Here is a 26,656-nt window from a genome sequence, read left to right as displayed (position 1 = left end):
CCTTTTTAAAGCTATGTACGAGCTTTTTAGTAAATTTTATTAATCGTTTTATTGTTTATCTTTTTCTTTTTGAAAAAATTATTTTAAAGCTATTTGAATATCTTTATTATTTCATTATTTCTGCGTGGTCTTTAGCTTTATCTAAGCTAGCTTGTAATTCAGCTTTTTTTGTGATATTCTGCTTTTTTAGCATCATCAAATGAGCCAATAATTTTCAGTCTAACATTTTCATTTAATCGATTTAATGAATTTTCATCATTGTTTTTTTATCAGGATTCTTTTGTTGGTTTTTAGCGATCACAACACCTGCAATAACCCCACCTACAACAGCAACAGTTACTACACCTGATCCGATAAAAACTTTCATTTTTTTAGTCATATGACCTCCTTGAGATTCGATAATGAAATTTTACCACTTAATAAGAATTTAAGTATTTATAATAAAATTAAAATATATAAGATCATTGATTTTAAATTTAATAATTATTATTTATATAAAAATTTTATATAAAAATGTCCAAAAACCAATCAACACAGGATTTTTGGACACAAAACAATTTTTATTATTGCTTTTCTTTTTTTATTTGATTATCTGCTTTATTTTTGATTTCTACTATTTTTTGCTTATCAGTTGTTTTTTCAAGATCATCAAGCAAACTTTTTCTAACCGCTTCATCTTTAATTTTATTTATTATGCTTTTAACTTTTTCCTTAACTTTAGCCATTTGCTTCTTGTCATGACTCGATATCAAAGTAACTGACAAAACAGTAGCTCCAGCAACTAACGCAACAATTGAAGCTGATGAAATTGCTATTAAGATATTTCTTCTTTTATTATTCATATTAATAATATTATAACTCATATAAATATAAGTAAATAAAACGAATTTAAGGGATTTTGAAATAACTATTTTCAATTTTTTATATTTTTTGGGAAAATTGATTATTTATTTATTTTTTAATATAAAAAATATAAAATTTAAATATGAAAAATCTCGCAAATGAAGCCCGACCCAAAAAAATTGAGGATATTATTGGTCAAGAACGAGCCATCAATGTCTTAAAAAAAGTTGTTGAACGTAAACTATCTTATAGCTTCATTTTCTTTGGAGAATCAGGGACAGGCAAAACTTCATCTGCTATAGCTTATGCTAATGAACTACAAAAAACATTTACAATTTTTAATGCTTCTATTGATAATAAAACACAACTAATTGAAAAATTACAGAGTTATGAACTCATAATCATTGATGAAATTCATAGGCTAAATAAAAATTTACAGGACATTTTGCTTTCTTATTTAGAATATGACAAAGTTATTGTGGTGGCTACCACAACGGAAAATCCATATTTTCGAATTAATCCGGCATTACGTTCAAGGATGCAAATTTTACAGTTTAATAAGCTAACTAATGAGGAAATTATCGGTGGCGTTTCTAAAATTATCGATAAATATTATCCAAAATTAACTTTTGATAGCGAAGCCTTAGAATCTTTAGTTAGTTATTCAGCTGGTGATTACCGAAATGTTTTAAATAATTTGCAAATGCTTGCTCTAGTTAATGAGAAGAACAAAATAACTAAAGAAGATATAAAAAAAATAATACCAAATATTAATTTTTACGCTGATTCAAATGCTTCGGCTCACTATAATAATTTGTCTGCATTTCATAAATCGCTTCGCGGCTCTGATGTTGATGCGGCTTTATACTATGGTCATTTAATTATTGAAACAGGTGATTATCAAGGACTATTTAGAAGAATTACAGCAGTCGCCTATGAAGATATCGGTTTAGCTGATCCTAATATTATTTTAAGAGTTGAAGCTGCATTAAATGCTGTTGAGAGATTAGGATTCCCTGAAGCTGAATTACCCTTAACTTTTATCATAATATCATTAGCATTAGCTCCTAAAAGTAATAGTGTTTATCAGGCTTTGCAAAAAAGTCATGACACTTTAGCAAAAGGTAAAATTTATGAAATACCTAAACATTTAAGGGATGCACATTATGCTTCAAGCAAAAAGTTAGGTGATGGTTTAAATTATTTATATCCACACGATTTTTCTAAAAGCCTTGTAGCACAGGAATATTTGCCACAAGAAATAAAAAATTTAAAACTTTTTGAATTTCACGAAAACGATAATGAAAAAATAAAAAAACAATATGAATTAATCAACAAGATTAATAAAGGAGGTAGAAATGGTTAATTTTGATCAAATAAAAAACTTAGAGGAACTTAAATTAGCAAAAAATAAATTATTTTCTAAAGGAAGCGAATTATTTAATTTACAACAAGAATTAAGAAATGCTCCATTTGAACAAAAAAAAGAAATTGGGCTTAAAATAACACAATTAAAACAGCACTATGAAGCAGAATTAGCTAAAGTCGAATTACGCTTAGAAGAGGAAAAAATTCAGGCTCAGATAGAAGCTGAATTTATCGATGTAACTAAGCCTGTAAATGAACCTGGAAGCTTACATCCAATTACAATTATTGAAAATAGATTAAGAGATTGATTTACACAAAATGGCTATTATGAAGCTAAAAGCGGTGAAATTGTAAGTGATTTATATAACTTCGAACGCTTAAATATTCCTGAAGATCACCCAGCTAGAGCCTCTCATGATTCGCTTTATATCAATAGTAAAACATTACTAAGAACTCACAATACAGGAATAACAGCAGAAGAATTAGAAAAACATTCGAACAAAAGTTTAAATATTTTTGCAATCGGTAAAGTCTACCGCAATGATGTTGATGATGCAACACATTCACATCAATTTACCCAAGTTGATTTCGTTAGTGTTGGTAAGGTTAGCTTCCCAAATTTAATTTGAACATTAAAATCTTTATTAACTTATGTGTTTGAAGAAAAAGTTGATGTTAGATTTAGACCAAGCTTCTTCCCATTTACCGAGCCTTCTGTAGAGGTAGACATCTTCTTCAGAGGTCGCTGGATAGAAGTTTTGGGAGCCGGTATGTTGCATCCAAAAGTTTTAAAATTAGCTGGATTTAATACACATAATTTCAATGGATTAGCGGCTGGAATTGGTATTGAAAGAATCGCTATGATAAAATATGGAATAAATGATATTCGCGAGCTTTATAAAAACGATTTACGTGTACTGAAACAATTTAATTATGAAAAATAGCTGAAAAACATTTCTTGATAATGAAACTAAAAAACCCTATTTTACAGACCTTTTAGAAAAAATTAGATTAGAAGAAAATAATAAAAAGGTTGTTCCTGAAAAGCAAAATATTTTTAGAGCTTTTAATTATTTTGAAATAGAAGAAACTAAAGTTATTTTGCTTGGTCAAGATCCTTATCACACAAATAATTTTGCTGATGGGTTGGCCTTTAGTTCTCAAACAAATAAATGCCCTAAAAGTCTAAATAATATTTTAAAAGAACTAAAAAAAGATTATCCTGAAGTATTGATTGAGACTTTCTCGCTTGAAAATTGAGCTAAACAAGGTATTTTATTACTTAATACTTGCTTAACTGTTAATGAAAATCAGGCTTTTAGTCATCATAATTATGGGTGAGAAATATTTATAGATAATTTGTTGCAGTATGTGATTCAAAAAAATAATAATATCATTTTTGTATTATGGGGTAAAGCCGCTTTAAAAGTATTTGAAAATTTACCAAAAGAACTATCCCACAATATAAAAGGTAAAATTGTCACTTCTCACCCTTCACCCCTTTCATATGCAAGAGGAAAATCTCCTTTTAAAAATTATTCATTTTTCAAGAAATTAAATAACATGCTAGATAAACCAATTGATTTTAGTTTAAGAAAGGAAAATTAATATGTTAATATCATTAAAAGAGTTAAATAAATTTATTCCTAGTGTAGATTTATCAAAAACTATTGAAAACGATATCAATTCACTTGGTTATGAAGTCGAAGAAATGAGAAAATTCTCTAATGTCGAAGGCTTAAAATTTGTTTATATTAAAAATGTTTATCCTAATCCAAATGCAACTAAACTAAATGTACTCGAATTAGAGCTAGCTAATGGTGAAAACATCATTATTCAAACAACAGCTACAAATGCCCAAAAAGACTGTATTACAGTTGCTTTTGTTGAAGGTTCAAGAAGCGGAAACATAGTTTACAAAGCAAAAGAAATGCAAGGTATTATTTCGCAAGGGATGTGTGCTTCGTGATCTGAATTGGGATATGATGTAAGCAAATTACCTTTCGATCCTGATCACTTAATTATGCTTAAACCTAGTCAAGTTAATTTAAATGATGATGTAGCTGAATATTTTGGACTAAAAGACACAATCATTGATATAACCACTCCATCTAATAGGCCAGATTCAAACTCATATTATGTTTTGGCTTCAGAAATTGCTGCTCTACATCGAGCAAAATTTGAATGATTTAAATGAGATTTACCTGCTAAAAATGAGCCTAAATTAAAAAGCAAAATCCACATTGATAAAAACGAAGCAAATGCTCTTTCTTTCTTTGAAGTTCATTCTGAAAATAATGAAACTAAGTTAGATGAAATGCTTTTCTTAGCTAAACATAATGTTGATGCAAAAGGAATCTGGGCAATAGACGTAACAAACTTAGCTCTGTTATATACTGGTGTTCCAGCTCATGCTTATGATCGAGACGAAATCGGAAATAAAATTTGTTGTCAAAGTTATACTGGTAAGGTAAAAATTTTAGGTGATAAAGAAGTGGATGTTGAAAATGTTTTAGCTATAAAAGATGAAAATAAAATTATTTCATTAGCTTGCGTAATGGGTTTATCGGATACAGGAGTTACTGCCCAAACTGACAAAATTGCCTTTGAAATAGGTGTTTTCGACGCAAAAAGAGTTCGTCATGGTGCAAGAGAAATTAAAATTGAATCCTCTTCTTCAATTCAAGGTGGCAAGGGCATAAATATTGAAATGCTCCGCATGGGAATGAAATTCCTGCTTTATAAGGCATATACAGAAAAAAAACTATATTCACAATTTGTGCATTTACCAGTTCCTAAAAAAGCTCAATGGGTTGTTCAAAACCGCAAAAAATTAGCTCAATATGCCAATGTTAATGTTGGCGAATTAAAAATGTTCAACAATGTTGAAAAGAAATTAGAACAAATTGGCTTTAAAATCGAAAAAAACAGAATAGTTGCTCCCCCTTATCGTCGCGATATAGAAAATTTTGAAGATATGATTGAAGAGTACTTTCGTTTATATGGTTATGCGAACTTTGTCCCTAAAATGCCTGTACTACAGCCATTTAAGACAAATAGACGTAATATTGGCAAGAACATAATCCAATCAATGGGTTACAATGAAATTAGAACATATACCTTAGTTTCTCAACAAAACAATTATCTAAATCCTTTTGGCTTTAAGACTGATGTTAAGTTAGAGACTTTTGTCTCAAAAGAAAGAGAAGTTATTCGCAATTCGATTGTAATATCAATGTTAGAAGCTGCCGAATATAACATTAAAAGAAGAATGACTAATTTAAACTTCTTTGAATTTGGTATGATCAACAATAACAAACAAGTTGTGGGACTATTAAGCAATCAAAAAGATTTTTTTGAACTCAAGCAAGATATCATTAATTATTTAGGCTACAAAAACCTTGAATTTATACCTTTCAATAATGATAATAATATAAATCCTAATGTTTCAGCTAAAATAATGTTAGATGGCGAAATGATTGGTTGAATTGGAAAAGTCCATCCTTCAAAAAATAACTTAAATATTTTTGTAGCGGAATTCTATGATTTGGAAATTAAAAAATATAAATTGTTTGAAGCATATAACAATGAACCTCTTAAGGTTATCGATATAACTGTACCACTAACAAAAAAGGAAAATATTGGATCATTCATTAACAAAATAAATAATGAATTTACTGTGTATAATATTAAACAAGTTACAGATTATTTCGATGAAAAAACGCAAACAAATAAAATTACCCTTAGAATTAGTGCCGATAATGAAGTTATCGAAAAAATCAATGCAAAATATAACTAGTAGGAGTAATTATGTACAAAAGATATAGATTGAAAGATAAACAAATTGAAAAAGCAATCAATAAAGAATTAAAAAGACAAAAAGATCATTTTGAATTAATTGCTTCAGAAAACTATGTTTCAGAAGAAGTTATGAAGGTAAGTGCAAGCTGCTTAACTAACAAGTATGCAGAAGGATACCCTGGAAAAAGATACTACGGCGGTTGTGAAAATGTCGACAAGGTAGAAGCTGTAGCTATTGAGCGAATTAAAAAACTTTTTAATGTTAAATATGCTAATGTACAACCTTATTCAGGCTCTGTTGCTAATGCTGCTGCCTTAGCTGCTTTAGCAAATCCTGGCGATAAAATTATGGGCCTTTCTCTTTCATCAGGAGGCCACCTTTCACACGGTTATAAAATTAGTTTTAGTGGCATGATTTATGATGCAATCACTTATGAAGTTAAAGAAGATGGCTTTTTAGATTATGATCAAATTCATGAAATAGCTATGCGCGAAAGACCAAAAGTTATAATTTGTGGTTATTCAGCATATCCTCGTGTTGTCGATTTTCGTAGATTTAGAGAAATAGCCGATTCATGTGGTGCATATTTAATGGCTGATATAGCTCATATTGGCGGCTTAATTGCCGCAGGAGTTCATCCTTCGCCAGTTAATTATGCAGATGTTATTACATCAACAACTCACAAAACTTTACGTGGTCCTCGCGGTGCAATTATTCTAACTAATAACGAAGAAATCGCAAAAAAAATAGATCGTGCAGTCTTTCCTGGATATCAAGGCGGACCACTAATGCACATAATTGCTGCTAAAGCTGTCGCTTTTGGCGAGGCATTGCAACCATCATTTAAAGAGTATGGTAGAAAAGTTATTGAAAATGCACGTCGCTTTGCAGCTTGATTTATTAAACGTGGTGTAGAAGTTGTGAGCGGAGGAACTGATAACCACTTATTTACCATTAATTGCTACAAGTCTTACAATTTAACAGGTAAGGAAGCACAACAATTATTGGATAAATTTAAAATTACTTTAAATAAAAATACTGTACCGTTTGATCCCCTTTCACCAATGGTGACTTCTGGAATCAGAATCGGAACAGCAGCTATGACCACTCGTGATTTTGATAAGTGAGAAGAATTGGCAGAAATAATTAATGAAATATTAATCACTGGTCTAAAAGCATACAAGGACCCAACAATCAGACACAATTTAAGAGTAAAAGTCAGAAATCTTCTTAAAGATTGTCCAATTAAAAAATCACATAATTAAGTAAGATATTCTTACTTTTTTTGTTGCCTAAAACACTGTAGAATAGCTTTTTTGGCAACAAAAAAAGCCCGTAGGCTTAAAACTATTTTCTTAAGTTAAGTTCTGAAAGAGCTTTTGTATAAAGTTCATAGTTTTCTTGTTTTAAGTGTGCTAAGTAAGAACGACGTTTAGAAATTTTAGCCAAGAAACCACGACGTGAGTGATTGTCTTTTGGGTTCTTTTGAAAGTGTGGCTTTAAGTCTTCAATTTCAGCTGTTAGAATAGCGATTTGAACGAAAATATTTCCTGTATCTTTCGCATTAGCACCATATTTTTTAACTATTTCTGCTTTTTGAGCTTTTGAAATCATAATTTCTCCTTTATTATGTTTTACCCTAGTAATAAATTAATTTAATACCAAGTATAAAAAGTTTTACTGTTTTATCTTATCATAAAAACTAAAAATATCAAATAATTCATCTATTTATATATTTAAAAATATGGTTATTGCATATTTAAAAATCTTATTTTAGCAACTAATTTATCGTGGTCACTAATTTTTATTTCCTGATCATTACTGAAAAATTTTAAAGCAGAAATAATAGATACTCTGACTTGCAATTTTCGCTGATTTTTTATTTTTGAATCTAAAATTATAATTTGCATTTTTTGCTCACAATTCACCTGTAGCACAGCACTATAAGCAAAGTCTTGATATTCAAGTCATGCCAAATATAAGCCAGGCATAATATTTGTTAAATTGACTTTTGATACAATATTTATTGTATTGTTTTCATTTATTAGATTTGCATTAAAGCTAAATTTAAATAAATTGAATTTATTAACTAAATTAATTTCTCCCAGGCTTAAAAATTCTTTTAATGTACTTGTTGAAAGTTTATTTCCATCATCAATTTTCAATGGTTCAATAGCATAATAACAATTATGATATTTATTTTTTAAATACTTTGAATCACCTTCGGCATTTAATCCAAAACGAAAATCCTTGCCAGTTATAATAATAAAATCCTCCTGGTCAGATAATAATTTTTCCAAAAACAATGCAGGTGAAAAGTTTTTTACATTAATAAAATTAAGCATTATGGCATTTTCAAAGCCAAGGTTAGCAAATTGTTGAACTCGATTTTCATGATCAGTAAAAAGTTGATTATTTGACTTATGCATATTTTCAATATCTGAAAAATAAACCAAAACAATATCTCTACTTGGCTCTTCACTTTTAATTAACAAAGCTTTGTCTAATAATGATTTATGGCCTAAATGAAATGATTCAAATGAGCCTAATAAAAAGATAGGTCTATTAAATTTAGGCTTATTGGTAAGTGTATAAATATTTAGAGACATGATATTTTGATTATACCAAAAGCGCAGTAAAACAGTTAAATAAATAAAAAAATAGGACTAGCCTATTAATCCTAAATCTTGCAATTTTATGTATGCGCCATTTTCTTCTACATGCGGGGCAACATCATCTGCATATGCTTGGATGTAATCGTCAGCATTACCCATAGCAACTGAATATCCTGCTTCTTGAAGCATATGAATATCGTTGTCACTATCGCCAAAAGCAATTAGTTGTTTTTGCGAATTTAAGTTTAAATATTCGCTTAATCAATGTAATGTTGATGCTTTATTAACACCGATTGGTTGGATAAATAATCCCTTGTATCATTTGCTATTTATTTCGACGGGTAAGTTTTGTTCTTTAATTAGTTCATTAATTATTGCCTCACAACGGTCAGTTTCATCACGGTTTTTGCAATTTACGGTGATAATATATAAGTGATCATTATCGATTGCATCGATATCATATGGTTTTAGTTTATCTTTAAATGGAGTTAAAAATCATGTTTCTAAATATGTGCCGGGTCCATAGTAAATGTATTCAGTATCACAAATGGTGAAGCCTGAAGATAAATTATTTTTACTTAAGGCATCATAAAGTAATTTGACTGTTTCTCTGTCAAATTTTTTTTCATAAACAAATTTTTCATGTTTAACATCGTAAACGAACATGCCATTTGCACCAATAAAATAATCTAAATATTTAGCATCTTTCAGTAAATTACCGATTGAAACCATTTCACGGGCTGTAGCTAAAGTCGTTATAATATTGTTCTCTTGTAGCTTTCTAAACATTCCAACAATTTCATTTGAGAAGGTTTTTTGTTTATATGGCAAGATTGTTCCATCTACATCAAAAGCCGCTAATTTAATGTTTTGTTTTAATTCTTCTTTAGAAAATTTCATTTTAACTCCTTTGTTTTAAAAATAAGCTATTTACAATATTTTTAAAACCTTGATAAAAAAATTTTTTCAGGTTTTATATCATTTTCATCAATATTCAATATTCCTAGGCAATTATTTTGATTATTTGCTGAATAAAGCAAATATTTGTTTGTTATAAATTTTTTATTATTTGTAGTTTTATTGCCTCTACTGAATAAAATTAATTCTGTTTTGTTTGCTAAGTAAATGGGTAAATCAATAACTTCTTTAGTATCTATAGCTAAAAAATCTTTATCATCATTTAAATATTTGATATCTAAATTGCCAACCTTAGTTCGTTTTAATGAAGACATAACTGCATATGTCTTAAAATATATAGCTGCATCATTTATTAATGATCTTATGTATGTTCCTTGAGAAACAGTTAATTCAAATTTTAGCAATTGTTCATTTTCGTTAAAGTCTAAGATTTTTACGTCATATACTTCTATTTTTTGCTCTTTTAATTTGGCATCTTCATTATTACGAGCTAGTTTATAGCTGCATACCCCATTTATCTTTTTAGCACTATAGATAGGTGGAATTTGAGATTTTTGATTGAGCAATCAACATTTAAATTCTTCAATTTTATCAGCAGAAAATAAATTTTTAGTTTGGTTAATTATCTTGCCTGTAATGTCATATGTATCACTTTGAAAGCAAAATTTTGCTTCAGCAATATAAGTTTTATTTTTGTTAGTTACATATTCAATTAATCTTGTGTCTTCATCGGTTGCAACCAATAATAATCCAGTTGCTAGAGGGTCTAAAGTGCCAGTGTGGCCAAATTTTTTAACATTAATTTTGCGGGCAAAATTCCTTATTGCTTGAAAAGAACTTTCGCCTTGTTTTTTGTTTAAAATATAAAACATTTAGCCTCCTCTAACTTGGGATATTTATTTTATATTATTTTGAATAAAAAGAAAGTTAATTACTTTATTTTTATTGATGATAAATGAACATTAGATATTCATATTAGACATTAAAACTGAAAATAAAAAGCAACCTTAAATATTTAAGGTTGCAACTTTTTAGCCTGTAATTGGCTTAAATTAGTTATACTAAGGTGTGTAACTATTGATTCCATCAAAATATTGTTCTTCTAAGCCAGGCATTACTCAATATTTGTTTTTATAACGGTGGATCATGCCTCTTTGACGATGAATTTCAAAGCGTTTTCATAATCAGGTATAAATAAATGTAGATGAGTAAATATTTACAAAAGTACCTAGTAATAGAACAAGAGCAAATTTATAGTCAATTGAATTATAACTAGCTAACATAATAAGCGGAATTGAAATAAAGATTATATAAGCTAAAATCGTACGTTTAATTGTTGATGTAATTGTTTCATTAACTATTGAACGAACAACTTCGTCTTTAAGAAGCACCTTAGAATGTTTGGTATTAAGATTTTCTTTAATTTTTGAGGCGTAAACAACTTTGTCATACATTGAAATAATGAAGACCGCAGAGAATGCTACGATAACAGAATTGTTTAATGGTATTCTCGTTATCACTACTAAAGCAACTGTAATTAATAAGTCGTGTAATAATGAGAAGAATAAGGCAAGAGCTGATGTTCAGCTGAAACGAATAAGTGCGTAAACAAATAAAATTGGTAAAAAGATGGAAATTGCTATCGATAATTGTTTAATAATTGAAATTGCTTCATAAAAACTTGTTTGATAGTTTGTGAATGTATATTCACTAGCATTAGGTAGACCTTGTTTAATAGCTAAAATTTGTTCAGAACTTAATAATTGCTTTGTTGAAATTTGAACAATATATGTTTGATTAGTTTCATTATAAAGAATTATGTTAATAACATCTTTAGCATTTAAAATTCCATATTGATCTGCATTATCAATTAAGTGTTGTTTAATTGCATTTGCTTTGTTTAAATCAATAACTGTTTGGCCTTGAATATTTGAAGTTGAAATTATAATATGTGTGATATCACGATATGAATCATCACGATTAAAACCTTCTAAAAAGTTTTTACCAATTCCAGCCGTTATTGCATAGATTAGCATCGCAGCAACTATTATTATAAGTGAAATAATTGTGAAATATTTAGCCTTACCTTCATAGTTATATTCTTTAATTTTACGTAATTGTTCATCTACTCTTTGGATTTTTTTAGGTCTTATTCCCAATCATTTAAGGCGATTATCAAAAAAGCCTGTAGTTAGCATAATATTGGTTGTAATAAAGACAAAAAGTGAAACTGAAAAAATTAATAATAAATTAGAAAATACTAGGTTAATTCCAAATGTTTTAACATCTCCAGATGCAAAGTAGAAAATTATAAATGAAGCAACTAAAATTAGGATATTGCTATCATATACGGCAGAAAGCGAGGAACGTAGCGATGTTTTTATCGCTTTTTTCGACTTATCACCGCTATATAATTCTCTTTTAAGCCTTGCAAAAGTAACAATATTGGTGTCAGCAATAATACCTAAACCAATCATTAAGGAAATGAAAGTTAGAGGTGAATATTCGCCACGTAAAACAGTGAATAATGTTAAGGTTAAAAACATGTATAAAGCCATTGAAATGGTTGTTAATGAGCCTAAAAGCCCATAATTAACCATTAATAGGATGCTTACTAAAGATAAAACCGCAACTAGAGCTACAATTGACGCAATGTAAGCAGCGTTGGCTTCTTGTTTAGTTATTTTACTTTGAGAAAGATTATTAATATTATAATTTTTTACAGCATAATTAATATTTGCCGATACTCTTTTAGCATCATTGCTTGAGAAATCGCCACGAATTTTAAATGATTCTTGACCACCCGAAGGGTACAAAATAGGAGTTGATGAAAGCAAGAAATTTTTCGATTTAATTGATTTATTTTTTAATAGTGCAACTTGACCTTCAATTAATCTTTTTTCGCCAATGTATACAAAGTCAACCGGATTTTGTTTAGCATTGTTTCATTCTTTATTAAATAGACTTGTAGCTTCTTCAACTAATTTGTCTAAGTTAGCTCAGAAAAAAACTTCATTATTTGTTCTGCCTCTGCGAGCTATAAAATCAGTTAATTTTGCCCATTCTAGCGATGCATCTTTATTTAAATCAATTTGAATTGAATATTTTGATTCATTCTTTTGAGCAAATTGGTTAAAAACTGACTTTGCTTCTTTAAATGGTGCTGAATAAGCTAAATATTCACTTTGATCCATACTTGATCAATCGATTCAGCGATTTTTTTCTTCATTTGAAGCATTTTCGCTTGGTTTGGCTGATAATGGTTCAATAAATTTACCGTTTTTAAATAATGGTTGCCCGTTTAAATCAGTAACTATTAAAGTTGGCTTTGAAGTAATAGATTCAATAAAACGATTTCTTGCTAAATCATCTAATTCGCCAGATTGAACGATTGTTAACTTACCGTCACCTTCGATTTTATAAGATGAACCACCCAAATTGTTATTAAGACCAATTCTATCATTGATTGACTGTGCAATTTCAGCAGCTTCTTGGTCGCTGACTAGTTTTCCGTCATCATTTCTAGCTTCAAGTAAAAATTTATTTCCGCCACCATGATCGATTGATTTTTTTGAATTTTTCACAGTGTAAAGCGAAGTTGTTGTGGTGATCACAACAACCGATGACAACACAATAAAAATTGTTAAAAATCAACGCATTCAATTTTTTATCCGAAACATCCTTTTAATGTTACTTCAAGCAAAAAATTGCTTTAATTTTCCTCAAAATTCATTCATAGCGTCAATTATATAACAAAATAAACTATATTATTAAGATATTAATAATTATTAATAGAAATCTCCTTAAATATCTTAAGGCGGTCTCTTTGAAACTGCTTTTTTTGTTTATTAATTTCAGTGTATTGTTTAGTCTATAAGGTTCTTTAAATTTTGGTTAATCATTCTTTTTCAACCATAAAACAAGCTTAATAACCTTTCTCTAACTATATTTTTTTATATAAATTTTATTTTTTTATCTGTATTTGGCTAATTTTGGCTTCAAAATATTTATTTTACTTCTCTTGTGTTTAGTGTTATTAAAGCTGTTTATTTAACGAAAATTTTACCTCTAAATATAATAAAGATAAAAAGCTAAAAAAACCATTTTCTGCCCATAATTCACATATTAAAAATAAAAAAATCTATTTTTTTTCTTTTTTTATCTATTTAAATTTATTAACCAAATAAAGCAATAAGATGAAAAAGAAAATTTTAAGTGTATCGATTATATTGGGTGTTGTTTTTGGCATTGTTGTTTTATCCATTACTTATGGCGGGCAAAAGGATTTCATTCGTCAAATTGATGATAAACAAAGTTCAATAACATATCAACCAAAAATCTTTGAAGTCAAAATATACGGTGCGGTTGAGAAACCCGACACATATACTTTTAATAAAAACACCGATACGAGATCTGCTTTAGTTAAAGCTAGATTGTTGCCCCAAGCTGATATATCTCAACTCGATTTAGATTATGTATTGTTTAAAAATTCCTCAATTTATGTGCCCTCAAAAGAACCTTACATTCATTATAAATCCATAACAAGTATAGATCAAATAATGGAACATAAAATATCTAAAAAAAATGCAGAGGCATTATTAAGATTATTTAAAAATAAGGAAAAAGTTACATGACAAGACATTGAAAAAATAAATGGGTTTGGAAAGACTACTTTAAACAAATTAAAAAAGATATTGATTTTATAAATAAATGATTATTATCAGCTATGGCTCCAATAATTGTTTATATATCTATTCACTCTTATGAAAGTAGTTATGTGTGAATAGTATTCTTAATCACTTGATTATTATTTTTATTAATATTTCAACCAAAAATACTGTGCTACAGCATTTTTGGAATTATGTTCTATCTTTTTATTTACTGATTAAAGAGACCATTACTTCTAGATGAAAATGAATATCTCGTTAGTGGTAAGGTAGTTAAAATCACATTTAAATACACCATAATAAGCGTCAATAACAATAGAATGGTGATAGATAACATTAATTTACGAGGCTATAATTACGATGAGCTATGTAGCTTAACATTAAGAGGTAGAATCACAGATTCGTTAAGCTCAATTGCTTTAAAACCTAGTTATGTTTATCAAAACAACATACACAACTACATCATTAACCCCAAAATAATTAGAATTGATAAACCTTATTTTTCACTAAATAAAGCTATAGAAAAATGGTATTTATCAAAAAATGATTTATTTCAACAGTACTTCCCTACAATAGTTTTAGGAAAATATGGTTATGGAGACCAGCATATTGAAAATATTAAAAAGTTGGGTATAGTTCACTTATTTGCTATAAGTGGTTTTCACTTTGATATTATTTTTAAAGCATCAGATAAAATTATGCAAAAAGTCAAAATAAAAGAAAAAATTGGTGTCCCTATAGTTATATTGGTAAGTTTTTTATACATAACATTACTAACTAATTGAGTTTCTCCGCTAAGGGCTTGAATAATGTTCATATACAAAAAATATAGTAAAGAAGGCCAAAAAAATAAATCCATGAATGGCATGCTTTTAGCGTTGTTCATCACATTTTTAATTAATCCTATTGTTTTGTTAACGTATGGATTATTATTATCTTATTACGCTACTTTTTGTGTTTTAGTTTTTGCAAAAGTTAAATATTTTAAGCATAAAAAACTCAGCATTTTTAATAAACTGATAACCATAATGATTATACAAGCAATAATGACACCCTTTACAGCTAACCTTGGAAGCTTCATTGCACCGTTAGCATTTATATATGTTTTTTTATTAAGCCCATTAATCGAATTTACGTTTATTGTATCAATCATATTCTTTTGATGGAGAGACGGATTAAATTATTTATATTTCTCTTTAGATAAAATTATGTATTGATCACAATATATAAATTTTAATATTATTTTAACTTTTAAATTTAATTGAAATTTATTAACAATACACCTTTTAACATGTACATATTTTATTGTAATAGGAAAATTTATAATTGGATGAAGAAACGAAATAAAAAAAAGCCAAAAGGCATAAGGTGATATCTTGCGATAACATATGGCGCACCCAGTAGGAGTCGAACCCACAACCTTTAGGGCCGTAACCTAACACTCTATCCAGTTGAGCTATGGGTGCAATTTGGAGGCACCAAGGAGATTCGAACTCCTGTCCGAGGTTTTGCAGACCTTTGCCTGGCCACTTGGCTATGGTGCCATATTTATAACTAAGTTCACTAACCAGGCTTATTATATTATTCCATATTTTTTTAAAAAAAGAAATATTTTTTTAATTAGCATACATAATATCATTAATTTTGTCCTGGTTAATCAAGCTAAATTATTATAATAAAAATTAAGAAAAACAATATTTAATTAATTAATATAAATTCATAAAAAATATTATTTTTAAAATTTAAACATTTTTATTAATCTAAATAAACTACATAAATTTTATTTAAATCATATTTATGCTTATAAAATTGTTATTTTTGGTATAAAGATCAATTTATAAATCGTTGTTAAAAAAATTATTATTATTTTTTTGTAATTATTTTTTTTATTTTATAATAATAAAGCACTTAATAGCCCAGGTGGCGGAATGGTAGACGCAAGGGACTTAAAATCCCTCGGATGTTAGTCCGTGCTGGTTCAAGTCCAGTTCTGGGCACCAAATGCGCCCTTAGCTCAGCAGGTAGAGCAAATGGCTTTTAACCATTGGGTCAGAGGTTCAAATCCTCTAGGGCGTACCATTTCATGAATTTGACAATAGGCAAGCATTGCTTGCTTTTTCAATAGAATTGCTATTGAGCGCAATTAAAAAAAATTAAAAAAAATATTTTGATATGGTTTTTTTAGTGTATTATATTATTACAGTGGTTATAGCGTAGGGGATCACCTGAATCCATTCCGAACTCAGTAGTTAAGCCCTATAGTGCCGAAGGTAGCAGAGATGTGAGAATAGGGAGCCGCTTTTTTTATTTTCGATTTAGACCTAAAAATAATCATTAATTAACGGTAAAAAATCAATAATGCCTGGAAAGATTAATTCTAATCTATAACCAATTTCTGCCATTTCATCATAAGAAATGCTTTTTTTATTTCAATTTAATATTTCACTAGTTTTAATTAGATAAAAACTGTCATGATGATTGAAAAAGATAATTAAAAATGAATAACCGCCATTTGATATGTACCCTCTTTACTGGACAAATAAAATCCAGTAAGGAGGGTACATATCAATAAATAAGTATTTTAAAAGATATTCCTTTTGTTTGAGGAGTATCTTTTTTTGTTTTATTTTTGCTTATTTAGCGCTCTAAACATTTTTTAGGCAGTGGAAAAAAGAGTAGGAGGCAGTATTTTATTTTTCCAATTCATAAAAATGCGTATATACGCAAAAATATTAAATACAAAAATTAATATCAGTTATTTTTTGTATAATATTAATGACAATTTAATAAAAATGCGTATTTACGCATTATTCTTAGATGGGGGAAGCATATGGAAGTTAAACGTCCAAGGTATTTGAACCAACTAATCTCAAAAAAAGATAATGGTAGAGTAAAAATTATCACTGGTATGCGTAGGTGTGGAAAATCATATTTACTATTTTCCTTATATAAAAAATATCTTCTTTCACAGGGAGTTAGTGAGAAAAATATTATTACAATTGAACTTGATAACCTTGAAAATTTAAAATATAGACACCCTATTGAATTAAATAATTATTTAAAAAATATGATTAAAAATGACAATTCACAACACTATATTTTTATTGATGAAATTCAATTTGTTGAAGAAATTGATAATCCATATTTTAAGGATTCAAGCATAAAAGTTACATTTGTTGATATAGTGTTAGGGCTAATGAAAATACCAAATGTTGACATTTACATTACTGGCAGTAATTCTAAAATGCTTTCTTCAGAGATCTTGACACAATTTAGGGATCGTGGCGATGAAATAAGGGTATATCCTTTTTCTTTCTCTGAATTCTATTCTTGTTATCAAGAAGATAAACGAAGGGCTTTTGATGAATATTGTATTTATGGTGGTATGCCGATGGTTACACAGCTTCAACATCATGAAGAAAAAAATAATTATTTAAAAAATATTTTCCAAAACACCTATATTAAAGATATTTTAGAAAGAAATAAAGAAATAAAAATCCCATATATATTAGAAGATCTTTTAAATATCATTTCATCCTCAATTGGATCTCTTACTAATCCAACAAAACTATCAAATACTTTTTTATCAGAAAAAAAAGTAAATATCTCACCAATGACATTAAGCAATTATTTAGATTATTGTATCGATGCATTCTTAATAGAAAAAGCGAGAAGATATGATGTTAAAGGCAAAAAGTATATATCGTCACCATACAAATATTATTTTCTAGACATTGGGTTGAGAAATGCGAGAATAAATTTTAGACAAAATGAAATGTCACACATTATGGAAAACATAATATACAACGAGTTAAAAATGAGAGGCTTAAATGTTGATGTTGGAATTGTTGAATATAATTACAAAGATGAATATAAAAAAACTCACAGAAAACAACTAGAAGTCGACTTTATTGTTAACAAAGGAAATAATAAGTTTTATATACAGTCATCCCTTAATATTTATTCTGATGAAAAACGGAACCAAGAGACTGCATCATTGAAGAGAATTGATGATTCATTTAAAAAAATTATAGTTGTCAGAGACAATATTGTGCCTATATATGATGATAATGGGATTTTTTATATTGGAATAGAGGATTTTTTAATGGACGAAACAATTCTTAAATAGTGGATGATATCTATTTAATAAAAATGCGTATATACGCAAATTCATTAAGCGTAATAATAATTATAATAAAATAGAAACAAATCATTTTGATTCAATAATAAGCAAAAATATATAAGAATCAACATACATTAATGTTCTCTTTTTTTAAAGAAAAATAATACGATTCAATACAAAACATAATTTTATGTATTAAAAAAATAATTTATTTTCTTTGTAATAATAATTTTTAATGTATATTATATATTACAGTGGTTATAGCGTAGGGGATCACCTGAATCCATTCCGAACTCAGTAGTTAAGCCCTATAGTGCCGAAGGTAGCAGAGATGTGAGAATAGGGAGCCGCTTTTTTTATTTCTTTTTTTTAAAAAAAGAAAACGATAAATAAAAAACCTAAAATAAATTTTTAGGTTTTTTATTTATCAAAATTATTAATTATATTGTCGATTTTCATACCGTGATCAACTACTTCATCAAGGAAGAAATGTAATTCCGGTATTTTTCTTCAATTAAGTTTGTTTGCTAATCTTGAACGAATAAATCCACTAGCATTTTTTAGAGCTTGTAATCCCTCTTCATTTTTTGAAGAAAATGTAACATACAACTTTAGGTGGGATAAATCAGCAGACAATTCACAATCCACTAATGTCGGGTTGATTATTGAGCTGTTGGTTAATTCAAACTCTAAAATATATGCAACAGCATTTCTAATATCTGCTTCCTTCCTTAAAAGACTAATGCTTCTGTTCATAATTAAGCCTCGTATTTTTCTGGGTGTTTTTGCATCATTAATTGAACAAATTCTTTTTTAGGTATTTTTCCATATTCTTTCATTAATTCAATGCATTCATCTAATTCTGTTAAAGCTCATGCTTCGCCTTCAAAACCTAAAACTTTTGCAGCTCCAGGTTTTTTTCAATTTTTATAGTTATTAAAAAACAATTCTAAAGACATTAAAAATGGTTCTGGCAAGTCGGCAATGTCATTAATGTTATCTAAGCGATAATCATCATCATGAACAGCAATTAATTTAGTATCGGTTTCACCGCTATCAATCATTTTCATAGCCCCAATTATACGAGCATTTAAAAGTACACCAGGTGCGAATGTTTCCTGCGAGTAAAGTAAAACATCTAGTTCGTCACCATCTCAATCTAAAGCATTTGGAATAAAACCGTAGTTTGATGGATATAAAAAGTCTCCTCTTAAAATTCTATCTACATGTATTTGCCCATCAGCTCTATCATATTCATATTTGATTCTTGATCCTGATGGAATTTCAATTTTCATTTCTACTATTTTTGACATATCGTTATTATTATATATTAATAGTTCCATATTTTATAAAAATATGGTATCAAAAATTGAATTTTATATTTTTTTAATTTGTTCCCAATTACCCTGTGCTACAGTAAAATAAGGAACAAAAATGTGTTATTATATATGTTCATTTTTGTTTATAATTTTATTGACAAAACAAAAATTAAAACAGAGGAAAAACTATGAATTATGTAACTTTTGAAACAAAAATCAGATTTGCCTTAAGCTCACAAAATGGACCAAAATCATTATTAAAAATTATTAATGCTCCATATAGGTTTTGATCCACATTGTCACCTCTTAATATGAAAATAAAATATGAACAGTCATTTTTAAGAACGCAAGAAAATAACTATTATAAATTTATTAAAAATTGCGCTGAAGAAATATTTGCATTTAATGAATATGAACTAATAGATAACCATTTTAAGATTCAATATGCCAATGAAGAGGGGGATATAATCAGCAAAATTATAGTGTCCGGATTTTCTTTTATTGATAAAGAAAATAATTTAAATATAGTTTTTATAAAAAAACATGATACTTTATCAAAAAAACAAACTATAGAATTAACGAATAAATATGAAAAGATTATGCTTGAATTTAAAAAAATATATCAAGATAAAAATATAGTTATATATAACTGATTTATTGATCCTTTACAAACTAAAAATTTCGAATTCTTTAGCGAATATTCACAAAATTATAATAGCACGCAGACTAAAATTAATTTTGTTTATGGAGCAATGCTTTTTGATAACTATAATCTCAAAGATAGCTGAAATAAAATCGAAGATAACATTAAACAATTTAAAAAGCAAAATTATGATTTCTTTTTACTTCCTCCTGATTTAAACACAGATCAAGAAACATATGAATTTATGATAAATATGAGCCAAAATTCTTGAGATAAATTATTAAGCAATGACTATGAAATGACAAAAGTTAGAGAGACATTTTTCAATGTCAATGATCCAGAAAGTAACATTAATAGAGCCAAAATAGATAGAATTAATATTCATGGAATGAATCAAAATGATATTGAAAATGAGATTTCAAAATTAATATAGTATTTTCAAGCTAAATATATAGTAAAATAGACAAATAAGGAAAAATATGGGTAAAAAACGTATTAATTTAATTGAAAATGATGCTCAAAAAACTAATGAGAATGTTGCAAAATATATAAATTATTTAGTAAATTGGATTCGTGAAAAAGTCTTAAAAGCTCACTGCAAGGGTGTAATTGTCGGAATTAGCGGAGGAATCGATAGTGCACTAGTGTGTGCTTTAGCATTAAAAGCATTCCCAAATAATACACTAGGTGTTGTTATGCCTATTGATAATATGTCTCATGATAAAACAGATATAGATGCTTTATCAAAAAGTTTAAATACTCCATTTATCGAAATAAATTTAGCTTCAACATTTGATCAAATCACCTGTGCTATAGGTAAATTAGATAATTTACTCGCAATTAGCAATATTAAACCCCGTCTAAGGATGACCACATTATATGCTTTAGCTCAAGAAAATAATTATCTTGTACTCGGCACGGATAATGAGGACGAAACATATATCGGATACTTCACTAAATATGGTGATGGCGGTGTAGATATCTTGCCTATTTCTAGACTTTTAAAATGTGAAGTTAGATTATTGGCTAAGTATTTAAATGTTCCTGAAAGTATTATAAATAAGGCACCTTCGGCAGGAATCTGAGAAGGACAAACCGATGAAAACGAACTGGGCTTTACATATAATGAGTTAGATAACTATTTGATGGGTAATACAATCAGCAAAGAAACTATAAAAAAAATTGAGTACAAACATTTAATCAGCGAACACAAAAGAAATATCCCAGATAAACCCTTATTAATTAGTGATATAATTAAAAGCTAAATTCAAATGAAAGGATTAATGATATGGCAGGACATTCACATTCAGCAAATATAGCGCACCGAAAAGGTGCACAAGACTTGGCACGTGGCAAAGTCTTTCAAAAATTATTTAAAGAAATTTTTGTTGCAGCATCTGGACCGGGCGGAGCAGATCCAGACCGTAATCCAGCTTTAAAATTAACTATTGCGAAAGCAAAGGCAAAAAATATGCCTAAGGCTAATATCGAAAGAGCTTTAGCTAAAGCATCAGGAGAAGCCAAAGATGGAGCAACATTTAGCGAAGTTTTATTCAATGCAACAATAACTGGTGGCGCATCATTTCTAGTTTCAACTTTAAGTGATAATTTAAATAGAACTAAATCAAATATGGCTATGTATTTTTCACGTCAAGGTGCTACTTTAGGAAAAACTGGACAAGTACCTTTTCAATTCGATCACAAAGGTATAATTGAAATTTCTAAAGACCTTATTGATGAGGATTCAATCACAATGGTTGCTTTAGAAAATGGTGCTGAAGATATTCAAGTTTTTGATGAATCTTACTATATTACAACACTTCCAGAAAATTTTACAGACTTAAAAAATGCTATCGAATCTTCTTTAGGCATTACAGATTATTTACGTTGCGAAGTAACTTATGTTCCTAACAGTTTTGTGGAATTTGATGCCGAAAAGACAGCCAAAATTAAGGAATTTATTGCAAAACTTGATGATGATGACGACGTCCAAGAAGTCTTTCACAATATAGAATTTGCTGACGAAAATTAATTCATGACTATACAAGAAATAATTAATAATTTTGTCACGCCTTCGTTTGGCGACGAAAAAAAATGAAGACAACTTTTTGTTGCGTTATTGGCCTCATTTATCTTTTTAATAATTCCAATATTAGTAGCTATTATTTTCCCTTTTATTAAAAAAGGTAAACTTTCTGAAAAAGGCACAGTAATAATTTATACATTTTCAACCGGTTTTTTTATAACTCTTTCACTTTTTGGTTTTTTACGTGAAGCCTTAGAAGGTTCAACATTAGAACTAAATAACTACAACTACCCTGATTGAAAGGTATATGTTATAAACGCTTTAATAGTAGGCGGTGGGTTGTCTTTTGGTATATCTTTAGCCTTTCTCATTAAGTGAATCATTAAAATTAGCGCAGTTAGTAAAGTAAAAAAAGATCCTCACGCTTCACAATTAATTCACTCTCATGATTTTGGCGAAGAACATGTCGAACATTATCATATCGATAAGCACACCCATACTCGTGAATGTGAAAAACAAGCCAAAAGCAGTAAAAGAATGAAGGCTATAGCTTTATTTTTACTTCTAACACATCGTGTACCCGCTGGATTGGTTATCGGATATTCCCTTAATAGCTTATTTGATACAATTTCAAAGACTTCATCTGTAATTAATTTGGCATTCTTAATTTCTTTTATATTACACTTAATTCCTGAAGAAATAATTTTCTTTTATCGTTTAAAATCGATGGGTATGAGTAATTCTAAGTCTACAATTTTATCAATTTCGTCATTGTTGATTTTAGTACCATTAATAATTATTGGTATTTATGCTGGGGCACCATTGTATGAAACAAAATTTGTTAAATCAATAGTGTGGGCAAGCGTTTCAGGTATATTCTTGTTCACATCAATAGTTGAATTTTTACCAGAAGTATTAAATATGAAGTATGACAAAAAAATGGTTACATATATTTTAATAAGTTTTTTTGTTGCAATAATCATTTGCTCAATCATATTATCGTTTCATAAACATTAAAGCAGTTGAAAATCTCAACTGTTTTTTTTACCTATGAATAGCTTAAAAAAGTAAAAAATCAAGCTTTTGATAAAAGCTTGATTATCTTTTTTTATGTTAGTTAGTCATAGTTTCATTATTGTTTTTATCTGTTTTATCATCAATAATATCAACTTTTTCAAGTGTGTCTTTTGAAGTTGCTGTTGCTTCTTTTTTCTTTTCATTAGCTTCTAATATATTTAAAATTAGGTTTACTAGTTTTTCCTTTTCAAGATCATGGAAGCCTGAAATATTAAGAGTTTGTGCGATACCATAAAGTTTTTCATTATTCATTGACATTAAAGTTTCAAATCGTTTATTATTTTTATTTTCAGCCGTTGCCTTATTAGCTTTATTTTCACTACCAAAATTATTAGCTTCATTATAAGAGTTTTGTTCTAAATTAATACCAAATAATGAGCCTAGTTCACCAACATTTTTAGAGTATTCTTCAATTTGTTCAGCTCTAAGAAATGCAAATTTAATAAATTTAGTTTCTCTTACGAACACAAAATAAAGAATAATAATTGATATAGGTCCTACAACTTCCAACACTATAGCAGGAATAAGGTATTTTGATTGATTCATATCAGGGTTTGACATTTTTCTTGTTCATAAGGAAATTATTAAATTAATAATGTAGATAAATACTAAAAATCAGTTAAATAAAATAGATAAATTATCAATATACTTAAATGTTTTGTTTCGATAACTTCTTACAATTCCTCTAACACTTAAAACCAAAGCCCCAATGGCAAATATACCATAGATAATATCCGAAAACACCTGTGGCACAAGACTTTGGATAAATTCACTTTGATTAAATTTACTAGAAGCTATCTGATTTTGTCTGAGCTCTTCAATATAAAAATATTTAATAATATCATTGACAATAAAATAAATTAATATAAAGATGAAGGTCGCAATTGAACCAATCATAAAACCGCGAAAACTTTTCTTTTCAAGGGCCCATAATTGTTTAGTGTCTGTAATCTTCATGTATTGTTTTGAAAAATCCATAAATCTCCATTCTTAATAGATATTATATTAGTTTTTTAATTGTTCTCAATCATATTCAACAATGTTAAATTGTTCGGGAATATCTGCATAAACTATCAATTCTTTTTTAGTTATTGGGTGGACAAATTCTAATTTGTAAGCATGCAATCTCTGTCCAAAATCATCGATTTCTTTGTTGTAAGTTGGATCCCCATAAATAGCATGTTTAATGTATTGCATATGAACCCTGATTTGGTGAGTTCTTCCAGTTTCGAGCTCACATCTCACTAGTGAAAGCGGTTGGTTTTGTCACCAAAAGTGCTGTAGCACTGTGATATTAGTAATGGCTTCCTTACCGTCCTTAATAACCGCCATTCTTTTTCGATCTACATTTTCCCTTGCTATTGGTAAATTAATTTTTAAGTTTTTATGTTCAATAAAACCATTAGCAATTGCAATATATGAACGCTTTATTTGGTGTTCCTTAAGCATCTCTGAAAGTAAATTATGGACTTCATTATGCTTTGCAATAATTATTAATCCAGAAGTGTCTTTGTCTATTCTGTGAACTATCCCTGGTCTTAAAAGACCGTTTTCATTAGATAAATTTTTAAAATGATACAGCAAAGCATTAACTAATGTGTCTTCATAATGACCTGCTGCTGGATGAACAACCATGCCAGATTTTTTATTTATAACAGCTAAATGTTCATCTTCATAAACTATTTCTAACGGAATATTTGCAGGTTTAACATCCACAATTTTATCTATTAGCTTTGTAATAGTAATATTTCAGCCTTCATTAACTATATAATTTGGCTTGTTAACAGGAATGGTGTTATCGTTCAAAAACACTGCGCCTTGCAAAATTAATTGTTTAGCATCGTTTCGAGTAATATCAGTATTATCTGATATATATTTGTCAATACGTTCTTTTCATTTAACCTCAAGTTTTAACATAATACTATTATATATAAATTTTTCATATTAATAAAAGTGGTTTAAGCCACTTGAATATTTTTAAAACTACAGTAATTAAAATGATCATTAATCATTCCTACGAGCTGTATAAATGAATACACTATGGTCGAGTTTGCAAATTTTAAGCTCGCTCTCTTTAGGTCTTTGCTGATTAAATCTGATAAATCAGAAGCCGCTGGCACATCTTCATAATTAAATAAATCGTTTATAATTGGCTTGTTTTCAACAAATTTGCATAAAAATGAGTTAAATTTGATGCATCTTTAAAATTCTAAAATACGCTTTCGCATTCTCGATTACAGTCTTAATTTTTAAACGATTGTGAATTATTGCTTCACTCTTCATTAATTCTTCAATCTTCTTATCATTTTATTTATCTAATTTGTTTGGTTCAAAATTACCAAATATACCAATAAATGAATTTATTTTTTTCTAAAATTATTAAACAAAATAAACCTGATTGCATTACTTCGAACATAATATTTTAAATAATAACTTATCATTATAAATGGGATTGCCGCCTAACTCATCGTGATATTTTTGCATTATATTATTATTTACAACCCAGTCCACCTTTAATTGGTTTTTTCATCTTTTCCTCTTTTTTAATTTCACCAAAAAAGCTAGTTTATTATTGTGGTATATCTTTTTTTAAATAAAAAAAGCTTATAATTTCATCGCTATAAACACTAGTGATTATGGGGAAAAAATGAAAACAAGAATTCCAAGTTTCAGCATATTTCTAATTCCTTTAGCTTTGGCTCCCTTACATTTATCATGCAAGAACAATGCAACAGATAAAGCTGATGAAACACGCCAGAACAATACAACAGATAAAGTGGATATTAAAATATTAGAGAAAATTGCTAAATATTCTCCGGAGGAGTCGCAACAAAACGAGGCTAAGGAAATTTTGGAAGAAATTAATAAACTTCCTACAAATTGAGAGAAAAACAAAAATAATGCTGGATTAATTAAAAAAATAAATACTTTGATTTCTAATTTTAATTCACTAAATAAACAAGAATTTTATGGCCTAATAATTGAGAAGGTTGCCATAAACCAAGACGAAAACAAGGCATCTACAGTAGTTTCAGAATTAATAAAAGCAAATAATTTTAATGACGCCACAAAAATATTTAAAAAATATTCAATTGTTTTTGATCAAAAAGATGTTAATGAAAAAGATGAATTAAAAATTTCTCCAACCACGCATGCGCATGATGAGCTTGGTATAATCCACCTAGAAATATCATTCAAATTAGCCAACCAAATTAAAAGATATGAAATTATTGGATTTAAAAAAGAATAATTAAA

The 26,656-nt window shown here is 28.3% G+C and carries 26 protein-coding genes, 4 tRNA genes and 2 rRNA genes; 17 read left to right on the top strand and 15 right to left on the bottom strand.

Translation table 4 applies throughout. The features are described 5' to 3' along the window. Positions 1 to 241 precede the first annotated feature (241 nt). Both T385_RS03660 and T385_RS0100465 read right to left on the bottom strand, forming a co-directional pair. The gene (locus T385_RS03660) at positions 242 to 379 is read right to left on the bottom strand and encodes a hypothetical protein (RefSeq protein WP_156953932.1); all 138 of its coding nucleotides are present in this window, start codon (positions 377 to 379) and stop codon (positions 242 to 244) included. A gap of 184 nt (positions 380 to 563) precedes the next feature. Continuing rightward, positions 564 to 842: a hypothetical protein gene (locus T385_RS0100465; RefSeq protein WP_029905516.1), complete on the bottom strand. Its 279-nt coding sequence runs from the start codon at positions 840 to 842 to the stop codon at positions 564 to 566. A 143-nt stretch (positions 843 to 985) separates the two neighbouring features. On the opposite strand from T385_RS0100465, the gene T385_RS0100460 reads away from it, so the two are divergent. From T385_RS0100460 to glyA, 5 genes are read left to right on the top strand one after another with little or no spacing between them, the layout of a single operon-like run. Then, entirely contained in the window at positions 986 to 2,209 is a 1,224-nt protein-coding gene (locus T385_RS0100460) for a replication-associated recombination protein A (protein ID WP_029905514.1), read from the top strand. Next, positions 2,202 to 3,155: a phenylalanine--tRNA ligase subunit alpha gene (gene pheS / locus T385_RS0100455; RefSeq protein ID WP_029905512.1), complete on the top strand. Its 954-nt coding sequence runs from the start codon at positions 2,202 to 2,204 to the stop codon at positions 3,153 to 3,155. Before T385_RS0100460 ends, pheS begins: the two co-directional genes overlap by 8 nt. Beyond that, the gene (locus T385_RS0100450; protein ID WP_029905510.1) at positions 3,145 to 3,819 is read left to right on the top strand and encodes a uracil-DNA glycosylase; all 675 of its coding nucleotides are present in this window, start codon (positions 3,145 to 3,147) and stop codon (positions 3,817 to 3,819) included. Before pheS ends, T385_RS0100450 begins: the two co-directional genes overlap by 11 nt. Before the next feature lies 1 nt (position 3,820). Further along, on the top strand, positions 3,821 to 6,010 hold the full coding sequence (locus T385_RS0100445; RefSeq protein WP_029905508.1) for a phenylalanine--tRNA ligase subunit beta: 2,190 nt from the start codon (positions 3,821 to 3,823) through the stop codon (positions 6,008 to 6,010). Positions 6,011 to 6,021: 11 nt separating this feature from the next. Continuing rightward, positions 6,022 to 7,278, top strand: a complete 1,257-nt coding sequence (glyA, locus tag T385_RS0100440) for a serine hydroxymethyltransferase (RefSeq protein ID WP_029905506.1) — start codon at positions 6,022 to 6,024, stop codon at positions 7,276 to 7,278. Between the two features lie 82 nt (positions 7,279 to 7,360). Here glyA and rpsO read toward each other — a convergent pair whose 3' ends face one another. The 5 genes from rpsO to secDF all read right to left on the bottom strand — a co-directional run bounded on the left by rpsO (position 7,361) and on the right by secDF (position 13,205). After that, positions 7,361 to 7,627: a 30S ribosomal protein S15 gene (gene rpsO / locus T385_RS0100435; protein ID WP_029905503.1), complete on the bottom strand. Its 267-nt coding sequence runs from the start codon at positions 7,625 to 7,627 to the stop codon at positions 7,361 to 7,363. Between the two features lie 134 nt (positions 7,628 to 7,761). Then, the gene (locus T385_RS0100430; protein ID WP_029905501.1) at positions 7,762 to 8,622 is read right to left on the bottom strand and encodes an FAD synthase; all 861 of its coding nucleotides are present in this window, start codon (positions 8,620 to 8,622) and stop codon (positions 7,762 to 7,764) included. A 57-nt stretch (positions 8,623 to 8,679) separates the two neighbouring features. Next, positions 8,680 to 9,528, bottom strand: coding sequence for a YcsE-related riboflavin metabolism phosphatase (locus T385_RS0100425; RefSeq protein ID WP_029905499.1), 849 nt, complete (start codon positions 9,526 to 9,528; stop codon positions 8,680 to 8,682). A 41-nt stretch (positions 9,529 to 9,569) separates the two neighbouring features. Further along, positions 9,570 to 10,418 carry a tRNA pseudouridine(55) synthase TruB gene (gene truB / locus T385_RS0100420; protein ID WP_029905497.1) on the bottom strand — a complete coding sequence of 283 codons (849 nt, stop codon included), beginning with the start codon at positions 10,416 to 10,418 and terminating at the stop codon, positions 9,570 to 9,572. Positions 10,419 to 10,607: 189 nt separating this feature from the next. After that, positions 10,608 to 13,205 (bottom strand): protein translocase subunit SecDF, encoded by a 2,598-nt coding sequence (gene secDF, locus T385_RS0100415; protein WP_029905495.1) that lies wholly within the window; start codon positions 13,203 to 13,205, stop codon positions 10,608 to 10,610. Positions 13,206 to 13,742: 537 nt separating this feature from the next. On the opposite strand from secDF, the gene T385_RS0100410 reads away from it, so the two are divergent. Then, positions 13,743 to 14,252: an MAG0490 family ComEA-like DNA-binding protein gene (locus tag T385_RS0100410; RefSeq protein WP_029905492.1), complete on the top strand. Its 510-nt coding sequence runs from the start codon at positions 13,743 to 13,745 to the stop codon at positions 14,250 to 14,252. After that, on the top strand, positions 14,177 to 15,580 hold the full coding sequence (locus T385_RS0100405; RefSeq protein ID WP_029905490.1) for an MAG0480 family ComEC-like protein: 1,404 nt from the start codon (positions 14,177 to 14,179) through the stop codon (positions 15,578 to 15,580). The genes T385_RS0100410 and T385_RS0100405 overlap by 76 nt, the downstream gene beginning before the upstream one ends. Positions 15,581 to 15,602: 22 nt before the next feature. Here the strand turns inward: T385_RS0100405 and T385_RS0100400 are convergent. Then, positions 15,603 to 15,679 (bottom strand) — tRNA-Arg (locus tag T385_RS0100400). Between the two features lie 4 nt (positions 15,680 to 15,683). Then, positions 15,684 to 15,757, bottom strand: a tRNA-Cys gene (locus tag T385_RS0100395). A gap of 370 nt (positions 15,758 to 16,127) precedes the next feature. Here T385_RS0100395 and T385_RS0100390 point away from each other — a divergent pair. The 5 genes from T385_RS0100390 to rrf (T385_RS0100370) all read left to right on the top strand — a co-directional run bounded on the left by T385_RS0100390 (position 16,128) and on the right by rrf (T385_RS0100370) (position 18,692). Continuing rightward, positions 16,128 to 16,213 (top strand) — tRNA-Leu (locus tag T385_RS0100390). 3 nt (positions 16,214 to 16,216) lie between these two features. Next, a tRNA-Lys gene (locus T385_RS0100385) sits at positions 16,217 to 16,292 on the top strand. A gap of 119 nt (positions 16,293 to 16,411) precedes the next feature. After that, positions 16,412 to 16,517: ribosomal RNA gene (gene rrf / locus T385_RS0100380) — 5S ribosomal RNA — on the top strand. A 526-nt stretch (positions 16,518 to 17,043) separates the two neighbouring features. Continuing rightward, positions 17,044 to 18,342 carry an ATP-binding protein gene (locus T385_RS0100375; protein ID WP_029905488.1) on the top strand — a complete coding sequence of 433 codons (1,299 nt, stop codon included), beginning with the start codon at positions 17,044 to 17,046 and terminating at the stop codon, positions 18,340 to 18,342. A gap of 244 nt (positions 18,343 to 18,586) precedes the next feature. After that, a 5S ribosomal RNA gene (gene rrf / locus T385_RS0100370) occupies positions 18,587 to 18,692 on the top strand. A gap of 64 nt (positions 18,693 to 18,756) precedes the next feature. Here rrf (T385_RS0100370) and rbfA read toward each other — a convergent pair. After that, the gene (rbfA, locus tag T385_RS0100365; protein ID WP_029905487.1) at positions 18,757 to 19,092 is read right to left on the bottom strand and encodes a 30S ribosome-binding factor RbfA; all 336 of its coding nucleotides are present in this window, start codon (positions 19,090 to 19,092) and stop codon (positions 18,757 to 18,759) included. Positions 19,093 to 19,094: 2 nt separating this feature from the next. After that, positions 19,095 to 19,649, bottom strand: coding sequence for an inorganic diphosphatase (locus T385_RS0100360; RefSeq protein WP_029905486.1), 555 nt, complete (start codon positions 19,647 to 19,649; stop codon positions 19,095 to 19,097). 194 nt (positions 19,650 to 19,843) lie between these two features. On the opposite strand from T385_RS0100360, the gene T385_RS0100355 reads away from it, so the two are divergent. From T385_RS0100355 to T385_RS0100340, 4 genes are read left to right on the top strand one after another with little or no spacing between them, the layout of a single operon-like run. Continuing rightward, on the top strand, positions 19,844 to 20,731 hold the full coding sequence (locus tag T385_RS0100355) for an HpyAIV family type II restriction enzyme (RefSeq protein WP_029905484.1): 888 nt from the start codon (positions 19,844 to 19,846) through the stop codon (positions 20,729 to 20,731). Between the two features lie 46 nt (positions 20,732 to 20,777). After that, positions 20,778 to 21,563 (top strand): NAD(+) synthase, encoded by a 786-nt coding sequence (nadE, locus tag T385_RS0100350; protein WP_029905482.1) that lies wholly within the window; start codon positions 20,778 to 20,780, stop codon positions 21,561 to 21,563. Between the two features lie 23 nt (positions 21,564 to 21,586). Further along, complete coding sequence (locus tag T385_RS0100345) at positions 21,587 to 22,330, top strand: YebC/PmpR family DNA-binding transcriptional regulator (protein WP_029905480.1); 744 nt, start codon at positions 21,587 to 21,589, stop codon at positions 22,328 to 22,330. A gap of 3 nt (positions 22,331 to 22,333) precedes the next feature. Next, on the top strand, positions 22,334 to 23,341 hold the full coding sequence (locus T385_RS0100340) for a ZIP family metal transporter (RefSeq protein WP_029905478.1): 1,008 nt from the start codon (positions 22,334 to 22,336) through the stop codon (positions 23,339 to 23,341). Positions 23,342 to 23,437: 96 nt separating this feature from the next. Here the strand turns inward: T385_RS0100340 and T385_RS0100335 are convergent, their stop codons facing one another. Genes T385_RS0100335 through T385_RS03780 form a run of 4 tightly spaced genes read right to left on the bottom strand, consistent with a single transcriptional unit; the run spans position 23,438 to position 25,696 of the window. Next, positions 23,438 to 24,379, bottom strand: coding sequence for a hypothetical protein (locus tag T385_RS0100335; RefSeq protein ID WP_029905476.1), 942 nt, complete (start codon positions 24,377 to 24,379; stop codon positions 23,438 to 23,440). Positions 24,380 to 24,406: 27 nt separating this feature from the next. Then, the gene (locus T385_RS0100330) at positions 24,407 to 25,318 is read right to left on the bottom strand and encodes an RluA family pseudouridine synthase (protein WP_029905474.1); all 912 of its coding nucleotides are present in this window, start codon (positions 25,316 to 25,318) and stop codon (positions 24,407 to 24,409) included. Between the two features lie 41 nt (positions 25,319 to 25,359). Next, positions 25,360 to 25,596: a DNA-3-methyladenine glycosylase I gene (locus T385_RS03785; protein ID WP_084276656.1), complete on the bottom strand. Its 237-nt coding sequence runs from the start codon at positions 25,594 to 25,596 to the stop codon at positions 25,360 to 25,362. Then, on the bottom strand, positions 25,586 to 25,696 hold the full coding sequence (locus T385_RS03780; RefSeq protein ID WP_408633461.1) for a DNA-3-methyladenine glycosylase I: 111 nt from the start codon (positions 25,694 to 25,696) through the stop codon (positions 25,586 to 25,588). The genes T385_RS03785 and T385_RS03780 overlap by 11 nt, the downstream gene beginning before the upstream one ends. Before the next feature lie 352 nt (positions 25,697 to 26,048). On the opposite strand from T385_RS03780, the gene T385_RS0100325 reads away from it, so the two are divergent. Further along, positions 26,049 to 26,651 carry a hypothetical protein gene (locus tag T385_RS0100325; RefSeq protein ID WP_029905472.1) on the top strand — a complete coding sequence of 201 codons (603 nt, stop codon included), beginning with the start codon at positions 26,049 to 26,051 and terminating at the stop codon, positions 26,649 to 26,651. The last annotated feature ends 5 nt before the right edge of the window (positions 26,652 to 26,656 follow it).

Source organism: Mycoplasmopsis opalescens ATCC 27921 (assembly GCF_000712185.1).
GTDB classification, from domain to species: Bacteria; Bacillota_I; Bacilli_A; order Mycoplasmatales; family Metamycoplasmataceae; genus Mycoplasmopsis; species Mycoplasmopsis opalescens.
Note: the sequence above shows the minus strand (reverse complement) of the source record. Positions and strands in the feature narration are given on the sequence as shown.